Source organism: Cupriavidus basilensis (assembly GCF_000832305.1).
Classification (GTDB): domain Bacteria; phylum Pseudomonadota; class Gammaproteobacteria; order Burkholderiales; family Burkholderiaceae; genus Cupriavidus; species Cupriavidus basilensis_F.
Window position 1 is genome coordinate 1681314 of record NZ_CP010536.1, and the last position, 22507, is coordinate 1703820.

Consider the following 22507-nt stretch of genomic DNA (forward strand, 5'->3'; position numbering starts at 1 on the left):
CCATTCGGGCCATTCGGGCCATTCGGGCCATTCGGGCCAATCAGGCCAATCAGGCCAATCAGGCCAGTTGGCGCAGGGTGTGCTTGATGGTCTGCGCGCGCACTGCCACGTCCGGCATCTTGGCCTCGATGCGCAGCTTGTCCTGTCCTGCCAGCTTGATATGGCGGTTCTTCTGCACCAGGTCGATGATCTTCATCGCATCGATCGGCGGGTTGGGCAGGAACTGCATGCTGATGGCCGCGTCGCTGGCGTCGATCTTGCGCACGCCCAGCGGCACCGCGGCGATGCGCAGGCGGTGCGTCTCGATCAGCGCTTGCGCCTGCGGCGGCAGGCGGCCGAAGCGGTCGATCAGCTCTTCCTGGATGTCATCCACGCGCTCGGCTGCCTCGCAATTGGCCAGGCGCTTGTACAGCGAGAGGCGCTCGTGCACGTCGGTGCAATAGTCGCTGGGCAGCAGGGCCGGGGTGCCCAGGTTGATTTCGGTGGTCACGGCCAGCGGCGCCATCAGGTCCGGTTCCTTGCCGGCCTTGAGCGACTTGACGGCGGCGTTGAGCATGTCGGTGTAGAGCTGGAAGCCGATCTCGTGGATCTCGCCCGATTGCTTGTCGCCCAGCACTTCACCCGCGCCGCGGATTTCCAGGTCGTGCATGGCCAGGTAGAAGCCCGAGCCCAGTTCTTCCATCTGCTGGATGGCTTCGAGCCGGCGCTGCGCCAGCTTGCTCAGGCCTTCGACATCGTGCACCAGCATGTAGGCATAGGCCTGGTGGTGCGAGCGCCCGACGCGGCCGCGCAGCTGGTGCAGCTGCGCCAGGCCGAATTTGTCGGCGCGGTGGATCAGGATGGTGTTGGCGGTCGGCACGTCGATGCCGGTCTCGATGATGGTGGTGCACAGCAGGATGTTGTCGCGGCGTGCCACGAAGTCACGCATCACGCGCTCCAGCTCTCGCTCGTGCATCTGCCCGTGCGCCACCGCGATGCGCGCTTCCGGCACCAGCTCGGCGAGCTTGGCGCGCTTGTTCTCGATGGTGTCGACCTCGTTGTGCAGGAAGTAGACCTGTCCGCCGCGCTTGAGCTCGCGCAGGATGGCCTCGCGCACCACACCGTCTTCCTCGCGGCGCACGAAGGTCTTGATGGCCAGGCGCTTTTGCGGCGCGGTGGCAATCACGGAGAAGTCGCGCAGGCCTTCGAGCGCCATGCCCAGCGTGCGGGGAATGGGCGTGGCGGTCAGCGTGAGCACGTCGACCTCGGCGCGCAGGGTCTTGAGCATTTCCTTCTGGCGCACGCCAAAGCGGTGTTCCTCGTCGATGACGACCAGCCCCAGGCGCTGGAACTTGACGTCGTCCGACAGCATCTTGTGGGTGCCGATCACGATGTCGGCGGTGCCGTCGTTGATCTGCTTGATGGCGCCGTCGATCTCCTTCTTGGTCTTGAAGCGCGACAGCTCCACGATGCGCACCGGCCATTCGGCGAAGCGGTCGGACAGATTCTGGAAATGCTGCTCGGCCAGCAGCGTGGTGGGCGCCAGGATGGCGACCTGCTTGCCGCCCATGACCGCGACGAACGCGGCGCGCAATGCGACTTCGGTCTTGCCGAAGCCCACGTCGCCGCACACCAGCCGGTCCATCGGCTTGCCCGAGGTCATGTCGGCGATCACCGCGGCGATGGCCGCGGCCTGGTCCGGCGTTTCCTCGAAGCCGAAGCTCTCGGCAAACTTCTCGTAGTCCTTGGGCGTCAGCTCGAAGGCATGGCCCTGGCGCAAGGCGCGGCGCGCATACAGGTTGAGCAGCTCCGCGGCGGTGTCGCGGATCTGCTGCGCGGCGCGGCGCTTGGCGCGGTCCCACTGGCCGGAGCCCAGCGAGTGCAGCGGCGCGGTGTCCGGATCGGCGCCGGAGTAGCGCGAGATCACATGCAGCTGATGCACGGGCACATACAGCTTGCTGCCTTTCTCGTAGTCCAGGTGCAGGAATTCCTCCTCGCCCTGGCCCAGGTCCAGCGAGACCAGGCCTTGGTAGCGGCCAATGCCGTGCTCGCTGTGCACGACCGGATCGCCGATCTTGAGCTCGGCCAGGTCGCGCACCATCGAGTCGACGGCGCTGGCCTGTTCCTGCTTGCGCCGGCCCGTGCGGCGCGCGGTGCCGGCATACAGCTCGGCCTCGGTGACAAAGGCCAGCGGCTCGATGCCTTGCGCGCTGGGCACGGCGAAGCCGCTTTGCAGCGGCGCCACCACGATGGAGAAATGCGAATCTCCCGCCAGGAAGGCAGCGTAGTCATCGATCGGCTGCGGGCGCAGCCCGCTTTCGCCGAACAGTTGCAGCAGCGTTTCGCGCCGTCCGGCGGAATCCGCGCACATCAGCACGCGCCGGTCTTTTTTCAGCAGCAACGCTTCCAGGTTGACTAGCGGATCTTCCGCGCGCCGGTTGACCGAGACATCGGGCAGGGACTCAGCCAGCGGCACGGTGTCGCCGGTAGCGGTGCCTTGCAGCACAAGCCGTGCCAGCGGCTTTGCGCCCGTGAAGAACTGCTCTTCCGACAGGAACAGCGCGGCGGGCGGCAGCAGCGGCCGCTCGCGGTCATGGCGCATGAAGTTGTAGCGCTGGGTGGTGTCGGCCCAGAAGCGGCGGATGGCGTCAGGCACATCGCCGGCAAAGGCGAGCTGGCTGTTGGCGGGCAGGTAATCGAAGACGGTGGCCGAGCTTTCAAAGAACAACGGGAGGTAGTACTCGATGCCGGCCGACGGCACGCCATTGCCAATGTCCTTGTAGATCGTCGATTTGCTCGGATCGCCCTCGAACAGTTCGCGCCAGCGGCCGCGAAACGCGGTGCGCGCGGCGTCGTCGAGCGGGAACTCGCGGCCCGGCAGCAAGCGCACTTCCTTCACGGGGTACAGGCTGCGCTGCGTGTCGGGATCGAAGGCGCGGATGGTTTCGATCTCATTGCCGAACAGGTCGATCCGGTACGGCAGCGGCGAGCCCATCGGGAACAGGTCGATCAGGCCGCCACGCACGCTGTACTCGCCGGGCCGCATCACGGCGCTGACATGCTCATAGCCGGCCAGCGTGAACTGTGCCTTGAGCGCGGCTTCATCCAGCTTCTCGCCCTGCTTGAAGAAGAAGGTGTAGGCCGCCAGGAAGGCGGGCGGCGCCAGCCGGTAGAGCGCGGTCTGCGCCGGCACCAGCATGATGTCGCACTGGCCGCCCTGGATGTCGTGCAGCGTGGCAAGCCGCTCCGAGACCAGGTCCTGGTGCGGCGAGAAGCTGTCGTAGGGCAAGGTTTCCCAGTCGGGCAGCAGGCGCACCCGCAGGCTAGGGGCGAACCAGGGGATTTCCTCGGCCAGCCGCTGCGCGTCGACCGCGTTGGCGCACACCACTGCCAGCATCGGCACACGCTCGCGGTGCTGGCTGGCGTAGGCGGCCAGCGCCAGGGCGTCGGCGGAACCGGGCAGGCCGGACACGGTATAGCGCTGGCCGGCCTTGACCAAGGGGAGGTTGGCGAAGGGGACGGGGCGATTGGCTTCAGGCATCGGGTACGGGCTGGCTTGTTGACGGCTTTCAGGCGTTGCGGGGCAAAAAGAGCGCGGCGATGCAACAGCAACACCCCGCCGGCATAGCGGGCGGGGCGTGGGCGAAGCATGCGGCGCCGGGCGGGCGCTCGCGCTGATCGACGCCCGCATGTCCGCGAGCGAAGGCCGTATTATAGAATGCGCTCCGAATCCGCGTTTTCAATGCCGCGCTTCCCGCTCCCCTGCCCATGGCGGGGGCCCTGAAGCCTTGCGCCGTGCTCTTGGCATGGCGCTTACCTTGTCCCTCACGCTATCCGTGTCTGCTCGCCGATTTGCCCTGATTCCCTGTGCCGGTACCGGCAGCCGCGCGGGCGGCAGCCTGCCCAAGCAATACCAGACCGTGGCCGGCCGGCCGATGATCTGGTACGCGCTCGCCGCTTTCGCCGCCTGTGATGCCATCAGCGCCACCGCGCTGGTGCTGGCGCCCGACGATATGCCGCTGGAGTCCCGCTTCGGCGCGGCGGCGTTTGCCGGCCTGCGTTTTGACACTGCCTTCGTGGGTGGCGATACGCGCCATGCCTCGGTGCTGGCTGGCCTGCATCACCTGGCGCAACTCGGCGCCACGGACCGCGACTGGGTGCTGGTGCATGATGCGGCCCGCCCGGGCCTGACGCCCGCCATGATCCACGCGCTGGTGCGCGCGGTGGAGGGCGACGGCGCACACGAAGACGAAGACGGCCCCGACGCGGCCATTGGCGGCATCCTGGCGGTGCCGGTGCCCGATACGCTCAAGCGCGCCGATGCGCCTCCCGGCGGGCAGCCGGCGGCAGTGGTGCGCATCGGCGCCACGGTCTCGCGCGAGGGCTTGTGGCAGGCGCAGACCCCGCAGATGTTCCGCCTCGGTGTTTTGCGCCAGGCGCTGCAGGAAGCGCTGGCCGCGGGCGCCGTGGTGACCGACGAGGCCAGCGCGATCGAGCGGCTGGGCCTGCATCCGCGCCTGGTCAATGGCTCGCTGCGCAATTTCAAAGTGACCTACCCCGAGGATTTCGCGCTGGCCGAATTGCTGCTGGGCGAGGGTGCCGGCAAGCCCTGACCGGCATCCTCGCGCATTCCCGGCTAATCCAACCCATCCTTATTCATCCCGATCCATCCCCGTTCCGATCCTGAAGGAGAATTGCTCCCATGACCCCATTCGATATCCGCGTCGGCCAAGGCTATGACGTGCACGCGCTGGTGCCGGGCCGTAAGCTCATCCTGGGCGGCGTGGACATTCCCCATGACCGCGGCCTGCTAGGCCATTCCGATGCGGACGCGCTGCTCCACGCCATCACCGATGCGCTGTTCGGCGCGGCCGGCCTGGGCGACATCGGCCGCCACTTTCCCGACACCGATCCGCGCTTTGCCGGCGCGGACAGCCGTGTCCTGCTGCGCGAGGCCGCGCGCCGCGTGCGTGAGGCAGGCTATGAAATCGGTAACGTGGATGCGACGGTGATCGCGCAGGCGCCAAAGCTCGCGCCGCATATCGGCGCCATGGTGGCGAACCTGGCGGAGGACCTGGGCTTGGCCCCCGCCAGTTGCAACGTCAAGGCCAAGACCAATGAGAAGCTGGGCTTCGAGGGGCGTCAGGAAGGTATCGTTGCGCAAGCCGTGGTGCTGATCTGGCGCGGCACCATCGTCTCCCCGCAGGATTGATGCGGGGCTGAGCGCCGCAGGCGCTCAGCTTCTGGCGGCCGCTCCGGCTGTGCCAGCGTGTTCGGGCGGGAGCGCGTAGCGGTAGTCGATCAGCCGGGCCATCGGGCCCGAGCGCGCACCGGCTTCGGTGCGTTTGACAAAACCCATCTGCTGGCACAGCTGGTTGGCGGATTTCATTTCCGGCATGGTGCGCACCAGCAGCGCGCCGGCGCCGATATCGCGCGCGCGCTGGATGCAGACTTGCATCAGCGTGCGGCCAAGCCCCAGTCCGCGAGCCTGCGGGCTGACCGCCAGCAGCCGGGCTTCCGGCAAGGCGAGCGTGATGGTGCTGCCGTCCAGCACCTGCAACGTGGCGCCGGGATGGCAGAACAACACCGCGCCGCTGATGCCGTGATCGGTTTCCGCCACCCACCACTCCATTTCCGAGGTCGACGCGGCCAGCACGGCTTTCATGCCTTGCTGGAAGGACTCGCGGCAATCCTCCATGATCTCCAGCTCATACTGGCCATAGGCTTGCTGGGTCACGGCGGCGATGTCGCCCCAGTCCTGCACGGTGGCGAGGCGGTAGTGAAAGCGAGGGGAGGTATGCGAAGGAAGGGTGCTCATGGCAGAGGGGGCGAAGGCTATGACCTTGCTGGATTGTAGGCCCTTCGGTGCACAAATGCAGTCAGTGAATTACCGACTTGGCGCGTTGGCAACAGGCTTGCGCTGACGCGCGCGGCATGCTGGGCAAGCCCCGCCGGCCTTGCGCGGCGGGGCTTTCGGGGAAGTACCGGAAGCACCATGCAGGGCCGTGCCGTGCCGTGCCGTGCCGTGCCGGGCCGGCGCCTGCCTGCCGCAGTCCCGCAGGTCCGCAGGCCCTCGATACGGCTTTATTCCGCCGCGATGACGTTGGCAGCTGCCACGACCACGGCGGCAATGCGGCCCACGTCGCGCAGTTGCTGCGCGCTCATGCCTTGCTCGTTCTTGAGCAGCGCATAGTGCGACTTGATGCAGAAATGGCATTTGCCGACGATGGATGCGGCCAGCGCGTACATCTCGAAGCGGCGCTTGTCCACGCCGCCGTGCGTGGCGTATGCATTCATGCGCAGGCCAGCCGGTTGCGTCGCCAGATCCTGGTCGTCGGCCATTTCCACGAACGGATACCAGACGTTGTTCATGCCCATCAGCGCGGAGGCGGTGAGCACGGCATTGGTTTCCTCGGGCGACAGCACGCCCGCGTTGCGGATCGCGTCGACGATCACGCGGCTCTTGGCGGCAAACGCCGCGGCCAGCGCCACGGCCACCGCATCGTTGCCCTCGAGCGAGGAGCGGGCGATGGTGCCGTCGAGGTTCAGGCGGATATCCTTGGCGTAGTCAGGAATAAGGCCTTTAATCGTGCTGAGGAATTCCATACAAATCTCCTATCGGTAAGGTCTCAAAAAACCCGCCATGGCGGGTTTTGAGGCGCGGGCCGAAGCCCGGCGCGCAGATCGTCACAAATCGCCGGCAATCTCTCGCCGGCCGTTTGTGCAGCATGTCAGCGGGTCGACAGCTTACAGCGTGGCACCGCCAACAGCGCGGTTGCACGGGCACAGCTCGTCGGTTTGCAGGCCGTCGAGGATACGCAGCACTTCGTCCGGGTTGCGGCCGACGTTCAGGTTGTTTACCGACACGTGCTGGATGACATTGTCCGGATCGACGACGAAGGTAGCGCGCAGGGCGACGCCGGCAGCCTGGTCACGCACGCCGAGCTGGTCGATCAGCGAGCCGGTCACGTCGGCGAATTGCCATTGGTCCAGCTTGTTCAGGTCCTTGTGCTCACGGCGCCATGCCAGCTTCACGAATTCGTTGTCGGTCGAGCCGCCCAGCACGATCGCGTCGCGGTCGGCGAAGTCGCCGTTGAGCTTGGCGAAAGCAACGATTTCGGTCGGGCACACGAAGGTGAAATCCTTCGGGTAGAAGTAAATGATCTTCCACTTGCCTTCGAACGACTTTTCGGTGATGTCTTCAAAGGCCGACTGGCCGTTCTCTTCGTGGTTGTTGAAACCCGGCTTGACACCGACGACGTGGAAGGCTTCGATCTTGTCACCAACGGTCTTCATAGACTGCTCCTGGATACGGTTGAAGAGAGACGCTCGCGCCGCAAGCCAGGCCATCCCCAACGGATAAGGCCAGGCCGCCGCGCAACGAACATGGATTATGCGGCATCCCCGGGGGGCGGGGCTAATTGATATTCTCAAAGAGCCCGATAGCCAGGCGCGGGGCGCCGCACATCCGGCAAGCGCGGGCGCCGATTAGTGATGTTGGCGCTGCCATGTTGCCGCGCGATGTCAGCCGCGGGGTTCGCGGCCGGCCCTGCCGGAACGGCGAGTCTACCCCAGCAGGGCCGCCTTCGTGAACCTCAGGCAGTCTTGGCTGCGGGCTCGACATAGGCATGCTGCCGTCCGCCGCGGAAAATCACCAGTGTGGCGATCAGCCCGCATGCAGCGGCAAACATCAGCCACAGGCCAGGCGCGGCCTTGTTGCCGGTGCTGTGGATCAGGTAGGTCGAGATGGCCGGCGTGAAGCCGCCGAACAGGGCCGTGGCCAGGCTATACGCCAGCGAGAAGCCCGCCGTGCGCACCGCGGGCGGCATCACTTCGGTCAGGGTCACCACCATCGCGCCGTTGTAGCTGCCGTACAGGAAGGACAGCCACAGCTCGACCATCAGCAGGCGGCCGAACGACGGCTCCGCCACCAGCCACGACACCGCCGGATAGGCCGTGAGCAATGTGAGGATGGTGAAGATCACCAGCAGCGGCTTGCGGCCCACGCGGTCCGACAAGGCGCCCATCAGCGGCAGCCAGATGAAGTTGGACAGCCCCACGCACATGGTGACGATCAGGTTGTCGACGTCGTCGAGCTTGAGCACGGTCTTGCCGAAGGTCGGGGTGTATGCGGTGATCATGTAGAACGACACCGTCGTCATCACAACCATCATGCAACCGGCCACGATGATGCGCCAGTTCTCCATCATCGAGCGATAGATCTCGCTGATGCTGGGGCGATGCTTGCGGGTCTTGAACTCTTCGGTTTCTTCCAGCGAGCGGCGGATCAGGAAGAGGAACGGCACGATCAGGCAGCCGATCAGGAACGGAATGCGCCAGCCCCATTCGCCCATTTCCTCGGGCGACAGCATCGAGTGCAGCACCACGCCGAGCAGGCCGGCAAAGATCACCGCCACCTGCTGGCTGGCCGATTGCCAGGCCACGTAGAAGCCTTTCTTGCCGGGCTTGGCGATTTCCGCCAGGTACACCGACACACCGCCCAGCTCAACGCCGGCGGAGAAGCCCTGCAGCAGCCGGCCCGCCAGCACCAGCAACGGTGCGGCCACGCCGATCGACGCATAGCCAGGCACGCAGGCGATCAGAAGGGTGCCGAGCGCCATCAGGACCAGCGTCATGATCAGGCCCTTGCGGCGGCCGTGGTGATCGATGTATGCGCCCAGGATGATGGCGCCGAGCGGACGCATCAGGAAGCCCGCGCCGAAGGTCGCGAGCGAGAGCATCAGCGAGGCGAACTCGTTGCCGCTGGGGAAAAACGTCTTGGCGATGGCGGCGGCGTAGAAGCCGTACACCATGAAGTCGTACATTTCGAGGAAGTTGCCGCTGACAACGCGGAACACGGTGCGGAACCCGTGTTGCTGGGAGGGGGAGCTTGACATGTTGCTGGTGTCTCTCGCTGTTGCCGCCGGTTGGTTCCGGCGGCTTGATTTTGATCGGGCGCCAGAGGGGGGCGGCTTCCCCTTTTTTGGGGAAATGGCCTTGGCTGGGCTTGGTCTTGGGGGGTGCTGCTAATGGCGGCAAGTTTGCGCCGGGGGGGCTGTCATTACGCTGTCAAATGGCTTTCAGTTTGATATCAAACGCTGTCGAAAGCCTGTCAGTGGGATGAAGGGGGATGGGGGGATTAGGGTTAGTACGGAGGGGTGTGATTTTTTGGTAACTTGGGGGGCTGTATGTGCAACTGTATTTGCAACTTTATGTGCGACGGCTTAACTGCCACTTCAAGGTCAAAGGCTGAAAGTCAAAGGCAGTTTCACCTCCCCTGCGGGGAGGCGACCTACTTTCTTGGCTCGCCAAGAAAGTAGGCAAAGAAGCGACCCGGATGGGGCGAAAGACCCCTCGTCGCCGGACGAAAAGAGCGGCCGGAGGCCAAACTCGCATCGCCTTAAGGCGATACTCAAACATGGCCTCCTCGTTTCCGCTCTTTTCGCCCGACGACGAGGCGCCCCATAACGGGAGTTGAAAGGCAGACGGCTCGCTGCGCATCGCGCTCGGGTGATTGCCGCCTGGGGGCGGAAATCACGGCTACACCGAATGGTGATCTGAGGACATCGCTCTAGCGCTGGGTCGGCCGTGTTTCCCGCCTGGAGGCGGGAAACACCCAAGCGCGATGCGAAGCGAGCCGTGAAGGTTCACCCAGGCCGTATGGGGCGCCTCGGGATTTCACCAAAAGAGCGGAGAAGAGGGACCCATGTCTGAGTATCGCCTTAAGGCGATGCGAGTTTGGGTCCCGGCCGCTCTTTTGGTGAAATCCCGAGGGGGTGTCGCCCCATCCGGCGCGCCTTTTTTGCCTACTTTTTTGGCAAGACAAAAAAGTAGGTCGCCGCGCCGCAGGCGTGGTGAAACTGCAGTTGAATTTGCAGTTAAGCCATTGAATCTGAAGCTGATTTTGCGGTTGCGGTTGCAGTTGCAGCCAACCTATCAACCCTATGCTCGCCTGAAAAACGCACTAACCACCAACCCAGTCGCCGGCGGCGGCCGATTCGCCAACATCAATCTTCCCCCATTTCGCTGCAAGATCCGATTAACGATCGACATCCCCAGCCCGGCGCCCTTGGCTTCGCTGCGTGCGCCATCGAGCCGGTAGAAGGGCCGGGTCAGCAAGGGCAATTGCGCTTCCGGCACGCCGCTGCCGTGGTCGGCCACGGTCAGCACGGCTTCCTTGTCTTCGATGCGGGTGCTGATCTCGACCACGGCTACGCCGTTGTCTTCGTCCTTGGCGTAGCGGCGCGCGTTTTCGACCAGGTTGTCCAGGATCCGCTGGACTTCCATGCGGTTGGCGACGGCCATGACGGGGTCGCCGGCGCGGACATGGACGCGTACGTCGTCGTGCGCGCCATAGACGCCGACGGCGTCTTGCACAAGTGCCGACAGGTCGACGGGTTCGACCGTTTCCAGCGCGGGGCGGGCGTAGTTGAGGAACTGGCCGATGATGGCGTCCATCTGTTCGATGTCGGCGATCATGGCTTCGCGCGTGGTGTTGTCCACGGGGGACATCTCGGTTTCCAGCCGCAGGCGCGTCAGCGGCGTGCGCAGGTCGTGCGAGATGCCGGCCAGCATGACGACGCGGTCGTCGTCGAGCTGGCGCAGGTCGCGCACCATCTGGTTGAAGCTGTGGTTGGCCTGCGCCACTTCGCTGGCGCCGTGCTCAGGCAGTGTGGGTGGGTCGCCGCCGCCGCCGATGGCGCGTGCCGCGTTGGCCAGCCGCTTGAGCGGGTGGTTGACCAGCGACGTGATGAAGGCTGCGCCGATGATCGACAGCAATAGCGCGGCGATGCTCCACCAGAGCCACTGGATGCCGGGCACGCGCTCGAACCGTTCGGGGCTGATCGCCACCCAGTAATCGTCGCCCTCGATCTCGAAACTCACCCATACGCCGGGAATGTCGTTCACGGTGGTGGCGATCACGGTCTCTTCGCCGAGCCGGCTGCGAATCTCCTGCTGCACCAGCTGGGTCAGGAAGGGGTTCGTGGTGGGCACGGAGAAATCGTCGTCTTTCTCGCGCGGGTAGACCTTGATGCCCTCGTTTTGCACCAGGTCGAGCAGCAGGAAACGCCGCCGCGCGGGATCGGAATAGAGCAGGGCGGCGCGCGTGAGCTTGACCACGCTGACCACTTGCATGGCGATCTGCTGGGCGCGCGGCGCACGTTCGAAGAGCCGATAGCTCTGGAACCAGATACCCAGCGAGATCGCCAGCAACAGGGCGATCAGCATGAAGGTTCGCCAGAACAGCGAACCGAACAGGCGCGTAGCCGTGCGGCTGATGACAGTCGCCACGATGCGCGGCGCCTTACTTCACGCCATCGGGGATGAAGACGTAGCCCAGGCCCCAGACCGTCTGGATGAAGCGTGGGTTGCCAGGATCGGGCTCGATCAGCTTGCGCAGCCGTGAGATCTGCACGTCCAGGCTGCGGTCGAATACCTCGTACTCGCGGCCGCGTGCCATTTCCATGAGCTTCTCGCGCGACAGCGGCTGGCGCGGATGCCGGGCGAAGACCTTGAGCACCGAGAATTCGCCGGTGGTCAGGGTGATCTCTTCGTCATTTTTGGTCAGCGTGCGGGTAGCGAGGTTCAGCACGAAATCGCCAAAGGCGAAGGTTTCCGGGGTTTCGGAGGGCGCGCCGGGGACTTCGGCGGGGCCTTTGCGGCGCAGCACGGCGTGGATCCGCGCGATCAGTTCGCGCGGGTTGAAGGGCTTCGGCAGGTAGTCGTCGGCGCCCATTTCGAGGCCGACGATGCGGTCGACGTCCTCGCCCTTGGCGGTGAGCATGATGATGGGCGTCTGGTCGTTGGCGCCGCGCAGGCGCCGGCAGATCGACAGGCCGTCTTCACCGGGCATCATCAGGTCGAGCACTAGCAGGTCGAAACGTTCGCGCAACCAGAGCTTGTTCATCGCGGTGGCGTTCTCAGCTACCAGTACGGTGAAGCCCTGTTCGCCAAGGTAACGGCGCAGCAGGTCGCGCAGACGGGGGTCGTCGTCCACGACGAGAATCTTGTGACTGGTATTTTCCATGGCGGTATCTTAGCGACAAACGCTTTCGGTCAAAATGGCTTAACAAAAGGTTACATACTTTACCCCGAGGTATGAAGGCGCGCATCCACCCTGCGTTTAAACTGCCGCATACCGTTTCCGTAGCCAGTCCCACGGGGATTTCGTGGGCGTCCGCCGTGTAGTTCACTGCCATGACGTGGCGAGGCGGGGCTACTGGATGTCCGGCTTCCGGCGGTCCTGTAACCACCGTTTCCGAAGCCCAAACCGCCATTATCAATGAAAGTTACCCGCAAGCGCGCCGGGCATACCCTTTCCCGCGCCGGCGCGACTGTTGCGCTGTTGCTTGCCGCTAGTGCGGGGCACCCGCAATCGCCTGGCATGGCGCATTTGTTCCCGGGCGCTGGCAAGCCAGCAGGCCGCGAGACCGCGCCGCGCAACGAGCGCGAGCGCTACAGCCAGGACGAGGCGCGAGCGCGCGCCGGAAAGACCCGCGGCGAGCGTGGCATGAACGAGCGCCTGCCCCACGCGTTCCCGAACGACAAGCTCTCGCCCGACGAGCGGCGCAAGCTGCGCCAGAACCTGTACGAACTCGGGCGGGAGATGTACCAGGGGGGCTAGTGTCGAGGCACGCGAACATGCGTGCAGCTTGGCTCGGTGCGCGCCGAGCGCGATATCGGCGTGCGTCCTGCTTAAGCGCCATAGCCTCACAGCCCCATAACCTCACAGCCTCATGGCAGGCCGGCATGCGGCACTTCGACTTCCGTCATCAGGATACGACCCTCGCGTGAAGCGCGCCGCTGCGCCTCGTCGAAGTTCGGCGCGGCGGCCAGGAACAACGTGGTGCCACGCGGGCCACCCAGGGCGGCCGCGAAGATGCCCGTCCCGCAGGCAATCTCCTCATCGATGCGCCCGCCCGGCATCACCCGCAATACGCGATTGCCGATGGCGTCGGCCACCCAGAGCGCACCTTGCGCATCTTGGGCGCACCCGTCCGGCGCTACCTTGGCGCCGCCCAGCACCTGGCCGAGATCCGAACCAGCGGGCTGGCTGCCGAAGAGGGCCCAGTCACGGCGCGGGCCCAGCGAGCCATCCGCGTGCAGATCGAAGGCCGAGATGCGATTGCCCAGGGTCTCGCCCACCACGAGGGACTTGCCGTCCGGCGTGATGACCGAGCCATTGGGGAAGAACAGGCCATCGGCTACCACGGTCACCGAGCCATCCGGGTCGACCCGCGCCAGGCTCGCGGTGCGCATCGGGGCGCCGGCCATCAGGTCGAAACCGAAATTGCCCACATAGGCGCGGCCATGCTGGTCCACCACCATGTCGTTGAGGTGCCCGCTGGCGACGCCGGACAGGTCGGCGTGTACCACGAGGCTGCCGTCCGGTTCCCGGCGCAGCAGTTTGCGGTCGCGCATGGAGACGATCAGCAGGCGCCCGTCCGGCAGCCATCCCATGCCGGATGGCTGCTGCGGCACTTCGGCGATCTGTTCGACGGCGCCATCCAGGCTCACCGCCATCACCCGATGGGTATAGAAATCCGACAGCCAGAGCCGGCCGTCGTGCCAGCGCAGTCCTTCCAGAAAGGTGTGCCCCTCGGTCAGGACCGATAGTTCCCGGTGCGCCATGCGGTGTCTCCGTTGTGATCTTTCGATCTTGTGATTGGTGTGCCTACATCCAATACGATTTGTGCCGGGACCGCAAGCGCGCCGCGGTGGGGTCAGGCGCGGGGCTGGAAATGCCGCAGGAAGTCGACGAAGACCTCGGCCGCGAGCTGGGCGTCGTCGGTCGTGATGGTTTCCAGCGGGTTGTGGCTGATGCCGCCGTTGCCGCAGCGCACGAAGAGCATCGCCACGTCGGTCATGCGCTGCATCATCATGGCGTCGTGGCCGGCGCCCGAGGGCAGCTCGAACGCATCCAGCCCGCGCTTCTTGAGCACCGCGCCGAACTGGTCCATCAGCCAGCGCGCGCAGGGCGCGTTGTTGACCGGCGTCACCCGCTCAATAGCGGCGCCGAGGCCGCGACGCTCGGCGATGGCCTGGATGCCGGCCACGATGTCGGCAATGGCGGCTTCGCGGATGCTGTCTTCGCCGGCACGGATATCCATCGAGAACACGCATTCGGCGGGGATGACGTTGCTCGACCCGTTGGGCACCTGCAACTGGCCCACCGTGCCCACCAGCGTCGGCACTTGCCCGCAGCGCTGCTCTACCAGCAGCACCATCTCCGCTGCCGCCGCCGCGGCGTCCTTGCGCAGGGTCATGGGCGTGGTGCCGGCGTGGCTGGCCAGGCCCTCCACGCGGACCTGGAAGCGGCTGCTGCCGGCAATCTGCGTGACCACGCCCAGCGGCAGGCCGTGGTGCAGCAAGACCGGGCCTTGCTCGATATGGACTTCGACAAAGCCATGCAGGCTGGCGGGGTCCACCGCCGCGGCGCGCAGCGCATCGACGCCGCCCGCGCCCGGCAGGCCAGAGGCGGCCAGGGCTTCGCGCAGCGTCACGCCGTCGGCGTCGGCACGATCCAGCAGGGCCGGGTCGAAGCGGCCGGCCAGCACGCTGCTGGCCAGGAAGCTGGTCTTGAAGCGCAGGCCTTCTTCCTCGGCAAAGCCCACGACCTCGAAGTGATAGGGCAGGCGGATGCCGGCCGCGTTGAGCGCCCCAACCACCGCCACGGGCAGCAAGATGCCAAGCCGGCCGTCATAGCGCCCGCCGTTGCGCACGGTGTCGAAGTGCGAGCCCGTCATCAGCACGCGCGCGCCATCGCCCACGGCAGGATCGGCGGCGTAGCGGCCGATCACGTTGCCGATGGCGTCGATGCGGACCTGCATGCCCGCCGCCTCCATCCATGCCGCCAGCTGGGCCTGCGCGGCGCGGTGGGCCGGGGTCAGGTAGGCGCAGGTCAGGCCGCCTTCCATATCCGAGAAGCGGGCCAGCGCCGCGGCCTGGTCGAGAATGGTCTGGCCAAGCGGGAGGAGTGGGGAGGCGGATCGGGTCATGGCAGCTCGGGCATTGAAGGCATTGACAGCATTGAAGGCAGCGAAAGCAGCGAAAGCAGCGAAAGCAGCGAAAGCAGGTGGCGGTGCAAAAGGCAGGACGTGGCGTTCAGCGGTTGCGCATCCACGTTTTCCATGCGACCCACAGCTTGCGCATGGGCGTGAGCGAGATGCGCTGGTTCAGCACCTGGAACTCGCTCGCCTCCAGCTCGTCCAGCAGCGTCTGGTAGATCGCACCCATGACCAGGCCAGCGCGCTGGGCGCGGCGCTCGGCAGCGGGCAACAGCGCCAGCGCCTCGCGGTACAGCGTGCGGGCCTGCTCGGCCTGGTAACGCATCAGCGCGACGAAGCGATCGGAGTGCGTGGCCTGGTTGACCTCGGAGACCGGCACCTGGAAGCGCTGCAGCGTGTTGACCGGCAGGTAGATCCGGCCGCGCCGGGCGTCCTCGCCCACATCGCGCAGGATATTGACCATCTGCAGCGACAAGCCCATCTTTTCAGCGTATTCGAGCGTGCGCGGATCCGTGTGGCCGAGGATGCGGGCGCTCATGGTGCCGACCACGCCGGCCACGCAATGGCAATAGCGCGCGAGCGCGATGTCATCCAGGTAGCGCGACTGGTTGAGGTCCATCTCCATGCCTTCGAGCACTTCGTTGAACATCGGCTGGGTCAGCCCATAGGCTTGCGCGTGCGGCTGCAGCGCCTTGGTCACGGGATGGGTCGGCGCGCCGTTGAACATCTGGGCGAGCTCGTTGCGCCACCAGGCCAGTTTTTGATAGGCCACGCTGGCGTCCTGGGTGTCGTCCACGACATCGTCGACCTCCCGGCACCACGCATAGAGGGCGGTAATGGCCTGCCGCCGCTCGGGCGCCAGGAACAGGAAGCTGTAATAGAAGCTGGAGCCGCTCTGCGCGGCTTTCTCTTGGCAATACTGATCGGGCGTCACGCCAGGCTCGGGTCGGTGAATTGGGGGGCTATTGGGGGGCTAGTGCCTGCGCTGTCGCCCCGGCAACCTGGCCGGCGCGGGGTGGCCGGTGTGGCGAGATGGCGCGATGGGCTAGCCAGGGGGGCCGTGCCAGGAGCCGCGATTTCCCGTCGTCAAGCCATTCCACGGCAGGGGACAAGGCAGCGCGGGCGACGGACCGGATTGTAACATCGCCCTCCCGGCGGCAGCGGCCAAGGGCGAGGGCGCCGTCGCGCGCTGCGGCCTGCGCGGATATCTCGCGCTGCGGCATTTGGCCGCGCCAGGCGCGATGCCTGCGTCCGACTTGGGACCCAGGGTGAGCACCGCGTTTGAAAAGTGCGTTTCCGGCATCCCCCTGCGCGCGCCATTTGACGCTTTCAGCTTCACGCCGTTACATTACTGACCGGTGAGTTATTAATCACCGCCACTCCGCGCCGTGCCTGCCGCAGTGCAAACAATGCCGACAGTGCCAACAGTGTCACCCCAACAGTGCCACCGATCTAACGCTTAACTCATGCCAGTGCCTCATCCCGGGCCGGAAGTTGCGGCCATTGAAGTGCCTTTTTCCACGCTTTGCGGTGCGAACGCGTTCGCGGCCGGCTTGCGCATGCGCGGTCGCGGCGCGCTGGTGACCCTGCTGCTGCTCGCCGGGGTGGCGCTGGCGGGTTGCAGCCGTGAGGCAGAAAAGGCGCCAGAGATCCGCCCGGTGCGCCTGATGCAGTTGCAGCCGGGGGTAGGCAAGACGGAGGTCGAGTTCTCGGGCGATGTGCGGCCCCGGATCGAGTCGCGGCTAGGCTTTCGCGTGGGCGGCAAGATTGCCGCGCGCCTGGTCGACGTGGGCGCCACCGTGCGCAGGGGCCAGCCGCTTGCCCGCCTGGACCCCACCGACCTCGGCCTGGCGGAAGCCGGCTCGCGGGCCCAGTACGACGCGGCCAAGACCGACCGCGACCTCGCCGAGGCCGATCTGAAGCGCTACAACGAGCTGTTCGCCAAGAAGTTCATCAGCGCGGCCGAGCAGCAACGCCGCCAGGCCACCTTTGACTCCGCCGCCTCCCGCCTGCGCCAGGCCGAGGCGGGGCTGCGCAACCAGTCCAACCAGACCGCCTACGGCGTGCTCGCCGCCGACGCCGATGGCGTGGTGACCCTGATCGAGGCAGAAGTCGGCCAGGTCGTGGCGGCCGGCCAGTCGGTCGTGCGGGTGGCGCAAACCGCAGAGAAAGAGGTCGCGGTTGGCCTGCCGGAGGATCAGGTCGAGCGCCTGCGCGGCATCTCCGACGTCACCGTGCGCACCTGGGCCGAGCCCGGCCGGGCGCTGCCAGGCCACGTGCGCGAGATTTCGCCAATGGCCGACCCGGTGACGCGCACTTACGCGGCGCGCATCAGCGTGCCCAATCCACCGGCTGACTTCAAGTTCGGCATGACCGCCGTGGTCACCTTCACCCGCACCAGCGACGATGCCGCGCTGCGGGTGCCGCTCTCCGCGCTGCTGCAAAAGCAGGGCAGCAACCAGGTCTGGGTGTATGACGCGGCGACGGGCGCCGTGCAGCCGGTCAACGTGACATTGGGCGAGCTTCAGGGCAACGAGATCCAGGTCAGGCAGGGGCTGTCGCCCGGCCAGACCATCGTCACCGCGGGCGTGCACCTGCTCAAGCCCGGGCAGAAGGTCAAGCCGCTGCAGGCCGTGGCGCCCACGCCGGCCGTGCGCAACTAAGGCGCCGGCATGGATCACTCCCGTTTCAACCTGTCCCGCTGGGCCCTGGAGCACCAGCCGCTGACCCGTTACCTGCTGGTGGTGCTGTTGCTGGGCGGGCTCTTTGCCTTTTTTCAGCTCGGCCAGGACGAAGACCCGCCTTTCACCTTCCGCGTGATGGTGGTGCAGGCGTTCTGGCCCGGCGCCACCGCCGAGCAGATAGCGGTGCAGGTCACCGACAAGATCGAGCGCCAGCTGCAGGAAGTGCCCTACGCCGACAAGATCCGCAGCTTCTCCAAGCCCGGCGAGACCACGGTGATCTTCCAGCTCAAGGACACCGCGCCGGCCAAGGACACCGCGCAGATCTGGTACACCGTGCGCAAGAAGGTCGGCGACATCGCGCAGACGCTGCCGCCGGGCGTGCGCGGGCCGTTCTTCAATGACGAGTTTGGCGACGTGTATGGCTCCATCTACGCGCTCTCGGCCGACGGCTTCAACTACAAGGAGCTGCGCGAGTACGCGGACCTGGTGCGCCAGCAGCTGCTGCGTGTGCCGTCCGTCGCCAAGGTGTCGCTGATCGGGCTGCAGGACGAGAAGGTCTACATCGAATTCAACCAGGCGCGCTTTGCCCAGCTCGGGCTGGACATCAATGCGATCGCCGACCAGATCTCGCAGCAAAACAGCATGACCGCCAGCGGCGTGCTGGTGACCCCGGGAGACAACCTGCAGGTGCGCTTGTCGGGCCAGTTCGCCAATGTGGCCGACCTGGAAAACCTGGTGCTGCGCGGCCCCAACGGCATTGCCAATATCCGCCTGGGCGATATCGCCCATGTGTACCGTGGCTATGTCGATCCGCCGGCCAGCAAGATGCGCTTCCAGGGCAAGGAGGTGATCGGGCTGGGCATCTCGATGGAGCGCGGCGGCGACATCATCGCCATGGGCAAGAACCTGCGTGCCGCGATGGACGGCTTGCGCGGGCAGCTGCCCGTCGGCATCGAGCTGGACCAGGTGCAAAACCAGCCCGAAGCCGTGGAGCGGTCGGTGGGCGAGTTCGTGCACGTGCTGATCGAGGCCGTGGTGATCGTGCTGGGCGTGAGCTTTGTCTCGCTCGGGCTGCATACCAAGCCGCTGCGCATCGATGTGCGCCCGGGCCTGGTGGTGGCGCTGACCATTCCGCTGGTGCTCGCCGTCACGTTCCTGTTCATGAACATCTTCGGCATCGGCCTGCACAAGATATCGCTCGGGGCGCTGATCGTGGCGCTGGGGCTGTTGGTCGACGACGCCATCATCGCCGTGGAGATGATGGTGCGCAAGCTGGAGGAGGGCTTCTCCAAGATGGAAGCCGCCACCTTCGCCTACACCTCCACCGCCATGCCGATGCTGACCGGCACGCTGATCACCGCCGCCGGCTTCCTGCCGGTGGGGCTGGCGCGCTCCACCGTGGGCGAGTACACCTTCGCCATTTTCGCCGTGACCGCGATGGCGCTGGTGCTGTCGTGGCTGGCCGCGGTCTACTTCACGCCCTACCTGGGCTACCTGCTGCTCAAGGCGCGGCCCGCCGGCGAAGGCGAGCAGCACGAGGTGTTCGATACGCCGTTCTACAACCGCTTCCGCCGCCTGGTGCACTGGTGCGTGACGTGGCGCAAGACGGTGATCGTCATCACGCTGGTGGCCTTTGGCCTCGGGCTTTACGCCTTCAAGTTCGTGGAGAAGCAGTTTTTCCCGGACTCGAGCCGCCCGGAGCTGATGGTGGAGCTGTGGCTGCCGGAGGGCACCAGCTTTGCGCAGACCGAGGCCGAGGCCAAGCGCTTCGAGGCCGCGCTGCGCGGGGACCGCGAGATTGCCAGCCTGACCAGCTTTGTCGGCAGCGGCGCGCCGCGCTTCTACCTGCCGCTGGACCAGATCTTCCCGCAGACCAATGTGGCGCAGGTGATCGTGATGCCGGCCGAAGTCGCGCTGCGCGCCCGGGTGCGCCAACGCGTGGTGGACCTGCTGGCGCGCGATTTCCCGCAGTTGCGCGGCCGCGTCAAGCTGCTGCCGAACGGCCCGCCCGTGCCCTATCCGGTGCAGTTCCGCGTGATCGGGCCGGAAGCGGCCGGCGTGCGCAAGCTGGCTGACGAGGTCAGGGCGGTGGTGAGCGCCAACCCCAACACCGTGGGGGTCAACGACAACTGGAACGAGAGCGTCAAGGTGCTGCGCCTGGACATCGACCAGGACCGCGCGCGCGCGCTCGGCGTCAGCACCACCGCGATTGCGCGGGTGACCCAGACGGTGCTGACCGGCGTGGCGGTGGGGCAATACCGCGATGGCGACAAGCTGATCGATATCCTGATGCGCGCGCCGCGCAACGAGCGCGACGCCATGTCCGACCTGCAGAACGTGCAGGTGCCCACCGCCAGCGGCCGCGTGGTGCCGCTGACCCAGGTCGCGCGCATCGCTTTTCGCTCCGAGCCGGGCGTGATCTGGCGCGAGAACCGCGACTTTGGCGTGACCGTGCAGGCCGACGTGGCCGAAGGCATCCAGGGTCCCACCGTGACGGCGCAGATCAATCCCAGGCTGGACAAGCTGCGCGCGCAGCTGCCGGCGGGCTACCGCATCACGGTGGCCGGGGCGGAAGAAGAAAGCGGCAAGGCCGGCGCGTCGATCGCCGCGCAGCTGCCGCTGTGCATCTTCCTGATCTTCACGCTGCTGATGCTGCAGCTGCACAGCTTCTCGCGCTCGCTGATGGTGTTCCTGACCGGGCCGCTTGGCCTGATCGGTGCCGCCGCCACGCTGCTGCTGCTCAACGCACCGATGGGCTTTGTCGCGCAGCTTGGCATCACCGCGCTGCTCGGCATGATCATCCGCAACTCGGTGATCCTGGTCGACCAGATCGAGCAGGACATCCGTGCCGGCGCGCCGGTGTGGGATGCCATCGTCGAATCCGCCGTGCGGCGCTGCCGCCCGATCATCCTGACCGCGGCAGCGGCTGTGCTGGCCATGATCCCGCTGTCGCGCTCCGTGTTCTGGGGGCCGATGGCGGTTGCCATCATGGGCGGGCTGGTGATTGCGACGGCGTTGACGCTGCTGTTCCTGCCGGCGCTGTATGCGGCCTGGTTCCGGGTCAAGGCGCCGGAGCCGGGCGGGGCGGTGCTGGCACGCTGAGCACGCGCCCGGGCGTGCTCTGGCGGTAGCGCCGCCAGGCACGCTCCCTATCTCACATCAACTCGAAGCTGACGTCCTGCGCGCCTTCCCACAACACCTTGGTGCCTAGCGCGCGCAGGTTCTCCTTGCCTTGCACGATCGTCAGGAAATGGTTGCCCGCCAGCTGGCCCAGCTTGCTGGCGAAGCAGCAGCTGCCATACGCCAGGATGATCTCGGTCTCGCTGTAGCCGCCGGGATAGAACAGGATGTCGCCGACCGAGGGGTGGCTGGTGTGGTTCTCGAAATCCACGCCCAGCTTGAACTCGCCCAGCGGGATCCAGCAGCCTTCGCCGCTCCAGCGCACATGGATCAGCTTTTGGCGGTAGGGCAGCAGCCTGGTGAAGGCCGCAACGGTGAGGGGGGCGTCGGGATGGGTTTCGGCGACGAACTGGTAGCCGCCGGCGGTAATGCGGATCTGGGCCATTCAGGCTCTCCTGGGGAAATCGGGGTGGTTGCTCAGCTTAGCGCGGCGACCAGCTTTTCGGCAAATGCAATCAGGCTGCGGTCGCTGCCGGCCGGGCCCATCAGCGAGATGCCCAGCGGTGCGCCAGCGCGGCCGGCCAGCGGCAGGCTCAGGTGCGGGAAGCCGGACAGCGGCGCCAGGCACAGCGTTTGCGCCGAGAGGTTGCGGTAGGTCTCAAGTTCCTCGCCGGCGGCGTCGGACAGCGGGGCGATGTCGGGCATGGTCGGCAGGATCAGGATGCCGTCGTCGCCAAGCAGCGCCGCCAGATGCGCGGTAAAGGCGCGGCGAATCACGCTGGAGGCTTCGAACCGGGCTTCGGTGACGCCCTTGGAGAACGCAAAGCGCGCGGCCACGTCGGGGCCCAGCTGCAGGCCGTACTGCTCGATCATGGCGCCGTCGGTCTGCCAGGCTTCCCATCCCTGCACATAGCGGAAGGCCCACCAGATGTCTTCCAGGGGGCGGTCCGCCACCGTGACGGGCGTGGCCTTGCCGAAGGCGGCCTCGATGCCGCCGACCACCGGCAGCAGCGCGTCCAGCGCGGCGGCGGTGGGCAGGCGCAACAGGTCTTCGGCCAGCAGCAGGCGCGGGCTGGCGGGCAGGGGCCGGGGGTCGCTGCCGAGCAGCACGTCGGCCACGCGGGCGAAGGTGCCGATGTCGCGTGCGAAGAAGCCGCAGGTATCAAGGCTCTCGCTCAGCGCCAGGGTTTGTGCCAGCGAGATCCGGCCAAAGGTGGGGCGGATGCCGAACAGCCCGCAGTGGCTGGCCGGCGCGCGCACCGAGCCGCCAGTGTCGGTGCCGAGCGCAAAGTCGCAGAGCTTGTTGGATACCGCCGAGGCCGAGCCGGAGGACGAGCCGCCCGTGATGCGCCCCGGCGCCGCGCCGTTTACCGGCGCGCCATAGTGGGCATTCTTGCCGTTCATCGAGAACGCCAGCTCATCCGTATGGGTCTTGCCGACGAAGGCCGCGCCGGCATCCAGCAGCCGCTGCACGGTAGGCGCGGTGGTGGACTTGATGCCCGACATGGCCAGCACATGGGGATTGCCGCCGCCGGTTGGGTAGCCGGCTACGTCGAACAGATCCTTGGCGGCAAAGGTCAGGCCGGCGAGCGGGCCGCTGGCCGCATTGGCGACGGGTGCGTCAGGGTAGGGGAGGAAGGCGTGGGAGGGATGGCTGGCCAGGGTCATGGATGCGCTTAGCGGTGAAGGTGAAGGTGAGGGCTGGGGTAGCAATCA

17 protein-coding genes are annotated in these 22507 nt (G+C 66.4%); 5 read left to right on the forward strand and 12 right to left on the reverse strand.

Features of this window, described 5'->3' with window-relative positions; genetic code table 11:
- Positions 1-58: 58 nt before the first annotated feature.
- Positions 59-3520 (reverse strand): transcription-repair coupling factor, encoded by a 3462-nt coding sequence (gene mfd, locus RR42_RS07845; RefSeq protein ID WP_043345406.1) that lies wholly within the window; start codon positions 3518-3520, stop codon positions 59-61.
- 265 nt (positions 3521-3785) lie between these two features.
- On the opposite strand from mfd, the gene ispD reads away from it, so the two are divergent.
- Positions 3786-4592: a 2-C-methyl-D-erythritol 4-phosphate cytidylyltransferase gene (gene ispD / locus RR42_RS07850; RefSeq protein WP_052494517.1), complete on the forward strand. Its 807-nt coding sequence runs from the start codon at positions 3786-3788 to the stop codon at positions 4590-4592.
- An 89-nt stretch (positions 4593-4681) separates the two neighbouring features.
- Complete coding sequence (ispF, locus tag RR42_RS07855) at positions 4682-5191, forward strand: 2-C-methyl-D-erythritol 2,4-cyclodiphosphate synthase (protein WP_043345411.1); 510 nt, start codon at positions 4682-4684, stop codon at positions 5189-5191.
- A 24-nt stretch (positions 5192-5215) separates the two neighbouring features.
- Here the strand turns inward: ispF and RR42_RS07860 are convergent, their stop codons facing one another.
- The 6 genes from RR42_RS07860 to ompR all read right to left on the reverse strand — a co-directional run bounded on the left by RR42_RS07860 (position 5216) and on the right by ompR (position 12007).
- A complete protein-coding gene (locus RR42_RS07860) occupies positions 5216-5797 on the reverse strand; it encodes a GNAT family N-acetyltransferase (protein WP_043345414.1) in 582 nt (193 codons plus the stop codon).
- A 266-nt stretch (positions 5798-6063) separates the two neighbouring features.
- Positions 6064-6585, reverse strand: a complete 522-nt coding sequence (locus RR42_RS07865) for a carboxymuconolactone decarboxylase family protein (RefSeq protein ID WP_043345418.1) — start codon at positions 6583-6585, stop codon at positions 6064-6066.
- Positions 6586-6726: 141 nt separating this feature from the next.
- Positions 6727-7275, reverse strand: a complete 549-nt coding sequence (locus RR42_RS07870) for a peroxiredoxin (protein WP_043345420.1) — start codon at positions 7273-7275, stop codon at positions 6727-6729.
- Between the two features lie 299 nt (positions 7276-7574).
- Positions 7575-8876, reverse strand: a complete 1302-nt coding sequence (locus tag RR42_RS07875) for an MFS transporter (protein WP_043345421.1) — start codon at positions 8874-8876, stop codon at positions 7575-7577.
- A gap of 1045 nt (positions 8877-9921) precedes the next feature.
- On the reverse strand, positions 9922-11271 hold the full coding sequence (locus tag RR42_RS07880) for an ATP-binding protein (RefSeq protein WP_043345424.1): 1350 nt from the start codon (positions 11269-11271) through the stop codon (positions 9922-9924).
- 13 nt (positions 11272-11284) lie between these two features.
- Complete coding sequence (ompR, locus tag RR42_RS07885) at positions 11285-12007, reverse strand: two-component system response regulator OmpR (protein ID WP_006576352.1); 723 nt, start codon at positions 12005-12007, stop codon at positions 11285-11287.
- Positions 12008-12262: 255 nt separating this feature from the next.
- Here ompR and RR42_RS07890 point away from each other — a divergent pair, with 255 nt between their 5' ends.
- Positions 12263-12604 (forward strand): hypothetical protein, encoded by a 342-nt coding sequence (locus RR42_RS07890; protein ID WP_043345426.1) that lies wholly within the window; start codon positions 12263-12265, stop codon positions 12602-12604.
- A gap of 110 nt (positions 12605-12714) precedes the next feature.
- Here the strand turns inward: RR42_RS07890 and RR42_RS07895 are convergent, their stop codons facing one another.
- From RR42_RS07895 to hpnD, 3 genes are all read right to left on the reverse strand, one after another.
- Complete coding sequence (locus tag RR42_RS07895; RefSeq protein ID WP_043345429.1) at positions 12715-13611, reverse strand: SMP-30/gluconolactonase/LRE family protein; 897 nt, start codon at positions 13609-13611, stop codon at positions 12715-12717.
- A 92-nt stretch (positions 13612-13703) separates the two neighbouring features.
- Positions 13704-14978, reverse strand: a complete 1275-nt coding sequence (locus RR42_RS07900) for a Zn-dependent hydrolase (protein ID WP_043345430.1) — start codon at positions 14976-14978, stop codon at positions 13704-13706.
- A 106-nt stretch (positions 14979-15084) separates the two neighbouring features.
- Positions 15085-15921: a presqualene diphosphate synthase HpnD gene (gene hpnD, locus RR42_RS07905; protein ID WP_043345431.1), complete on the reverse strand. Its 837-nt coding sequence runs from the start codon at positions 15919-15921 to the stop codon at positions 15085-15087.
- Between the two features lie 532 nt (positions 15922-16453).
- On the opposite strand from hpnD, the gene RR42_RS07910 reads away from it, so the two are divergent.
- Entirely contained in the window at positions 16454-17650 is a 1197-nt protein-coding gene (locus tag RR42_RS07910; RefSeq protein WP_043345435.1) for an efflux RND transporter periplasmic adaptor subunit, read from the forward strand.
- Positions 17651-17659: 9 nt separating this feature from the next.
- Entirely contained in the window at positions 17660-20773 is a 3114-nt protein-coding gene (locus RR42_RS07915; protein WP_043345437.1) for an efflux RND transporter permease subunit, read from the forward strand.
- Between the two features lie 52 nt (positions 20774-20825).
- On the opposite strand, the gene RR42_RS07920 is transcribed toward RR42_RS07915, so the two are convergent.
- Together RR42_RS07920 and RR42_RS07925 are read right to left on the reverse strand one after the other, a co-directional pair.
- Complete coding sequence (locus RR42_RS07920) at positions 20826-21236, reverse strand: DUF3830 family protein (protein ID WP_043345441.1); 411 nt, start codon at positions 21234-21236, stop codon at positions 20826-20828.
- Between the two features lie 32 nt (positions 21237-21268).
- Positions 21269-22459, reverse strand: a complete 1191-nt coding sequence (locus RR42_RS07925) for an amidase (RefSeq protein ID WP_043345444.1) — start codon at positions 22457-22459, stop codon at positions 21269-21271.
- Positions 22460-22507: the final 48 nt, after the last annotated feature.

Excerpts from the sequence above, each read along its gene's own strand:
- RR42_RS07870 (WP_043345420.1), bottom strand. The coding sequence starts at position 7,275 with ATGAAGACCGTTGGTGACAAGATCGAAGCCTTCCACGTCGTCGGTGTC.
- RR42_RS07860 (WP_043345414.1), bottom strand. The coding sequence starts at position 5,797 with ATGAGCACCCTTCCTTCGCATACCTCCCCTCGCTTTCACTACCGCCTC.
- mfd (WP_043345406.1), bottom strand. The coding sequence starts at position 3,520 with ATGCCTGAAGCCAATCGCCCCGTCCCCTTCGCCAACCTCCCCTTGGTC.
- RR42_RS07900 (WP_043345430.1), bottom strand. The coding sequence starts at position 14,978 with ATGACCCGATCCGCCTCCCCACTCCTCCCGCTTGGCCAGACCATTCTC.
- ompR (WP_006576352.1), bottom strand. The coding sequence starts at position 12,007 with ATGGAAAATACCAGTCACAAGATTCTCGTCGTGGACGACGACCCCCGT.
- RR42_RS07875 (WP_043345421.1), bottom strand. The coding sequence starts at position 8,876 with ATGTCAAGCTCCCCCTCCCAGCAACACGGGTTCCGCACCGTGTTCCGC.
- RR42_RS07865 (WP_043345418.1), bottom strand. The coding sequence starts at position 6,585 with ATGGAATTCCTCAGCACGATTAAAGGCCTTATTCCTGACTACGCCAAG.
- RR42_RS07910 (WP_043345435.1), top strand. The coding sequence starts at position 16,454 with ATGCCAGTGCCTCATCCCGGGCCGGAAGTTGCGGCCATTGAAGTGCCT.
- RR42_RS07895 (WP_043345429.1), bottom strand. The coding sequence starts at position 13,611 with ATGGCGCACCGGGAACTATCGGTCCTGACCGAGGGGCACACCTTTCTG.
- ispD (WP_052494517.1), top strand. The coding sequence starts at position 3,786 with ATGGCGCTTACCTTGTCCCTCACGCTATCCGTGTCTGCTCGCCGATTT.
- RR42_RS07915 (WP_043345437.1), top strand. The coding sequence starts at position 17,660 with ATGGATCACTCCCGTTTCAACCTGTCCCGCTGGGCCCTGGAGCACCAG.
- ispF (WP_043345411.1), top strand. The coding sequence starts at position 4,682 with ATGACCCCATTCGATATCCGCGTCGGCCAAGGCTATGACGTGCACGCG.
- RR42_RS07920 (WP_043345441.1), bottom strand. The coding sequence starts at position 21,236 with ATGGCCCAGATCCGCATTACCGCCGGCGGCTACCAGTTCGTCGCCGAA.
- RR42_RS07890 (WP_043345426.1), top strand. The coding sequence starts at position 12,263 with ATGAAAGTTACCCGCAAGCGCGCCGGGCATACCCTTTCCCGCGCCGGC.
- RR42_RS07925 (WP_043345444.1), bottom strand. The coding sequence starts at position 22,459 with ATGACCCTGGCCAGCCATCCCTCCCACGCCTTCCTCCCCTACCCTGAC.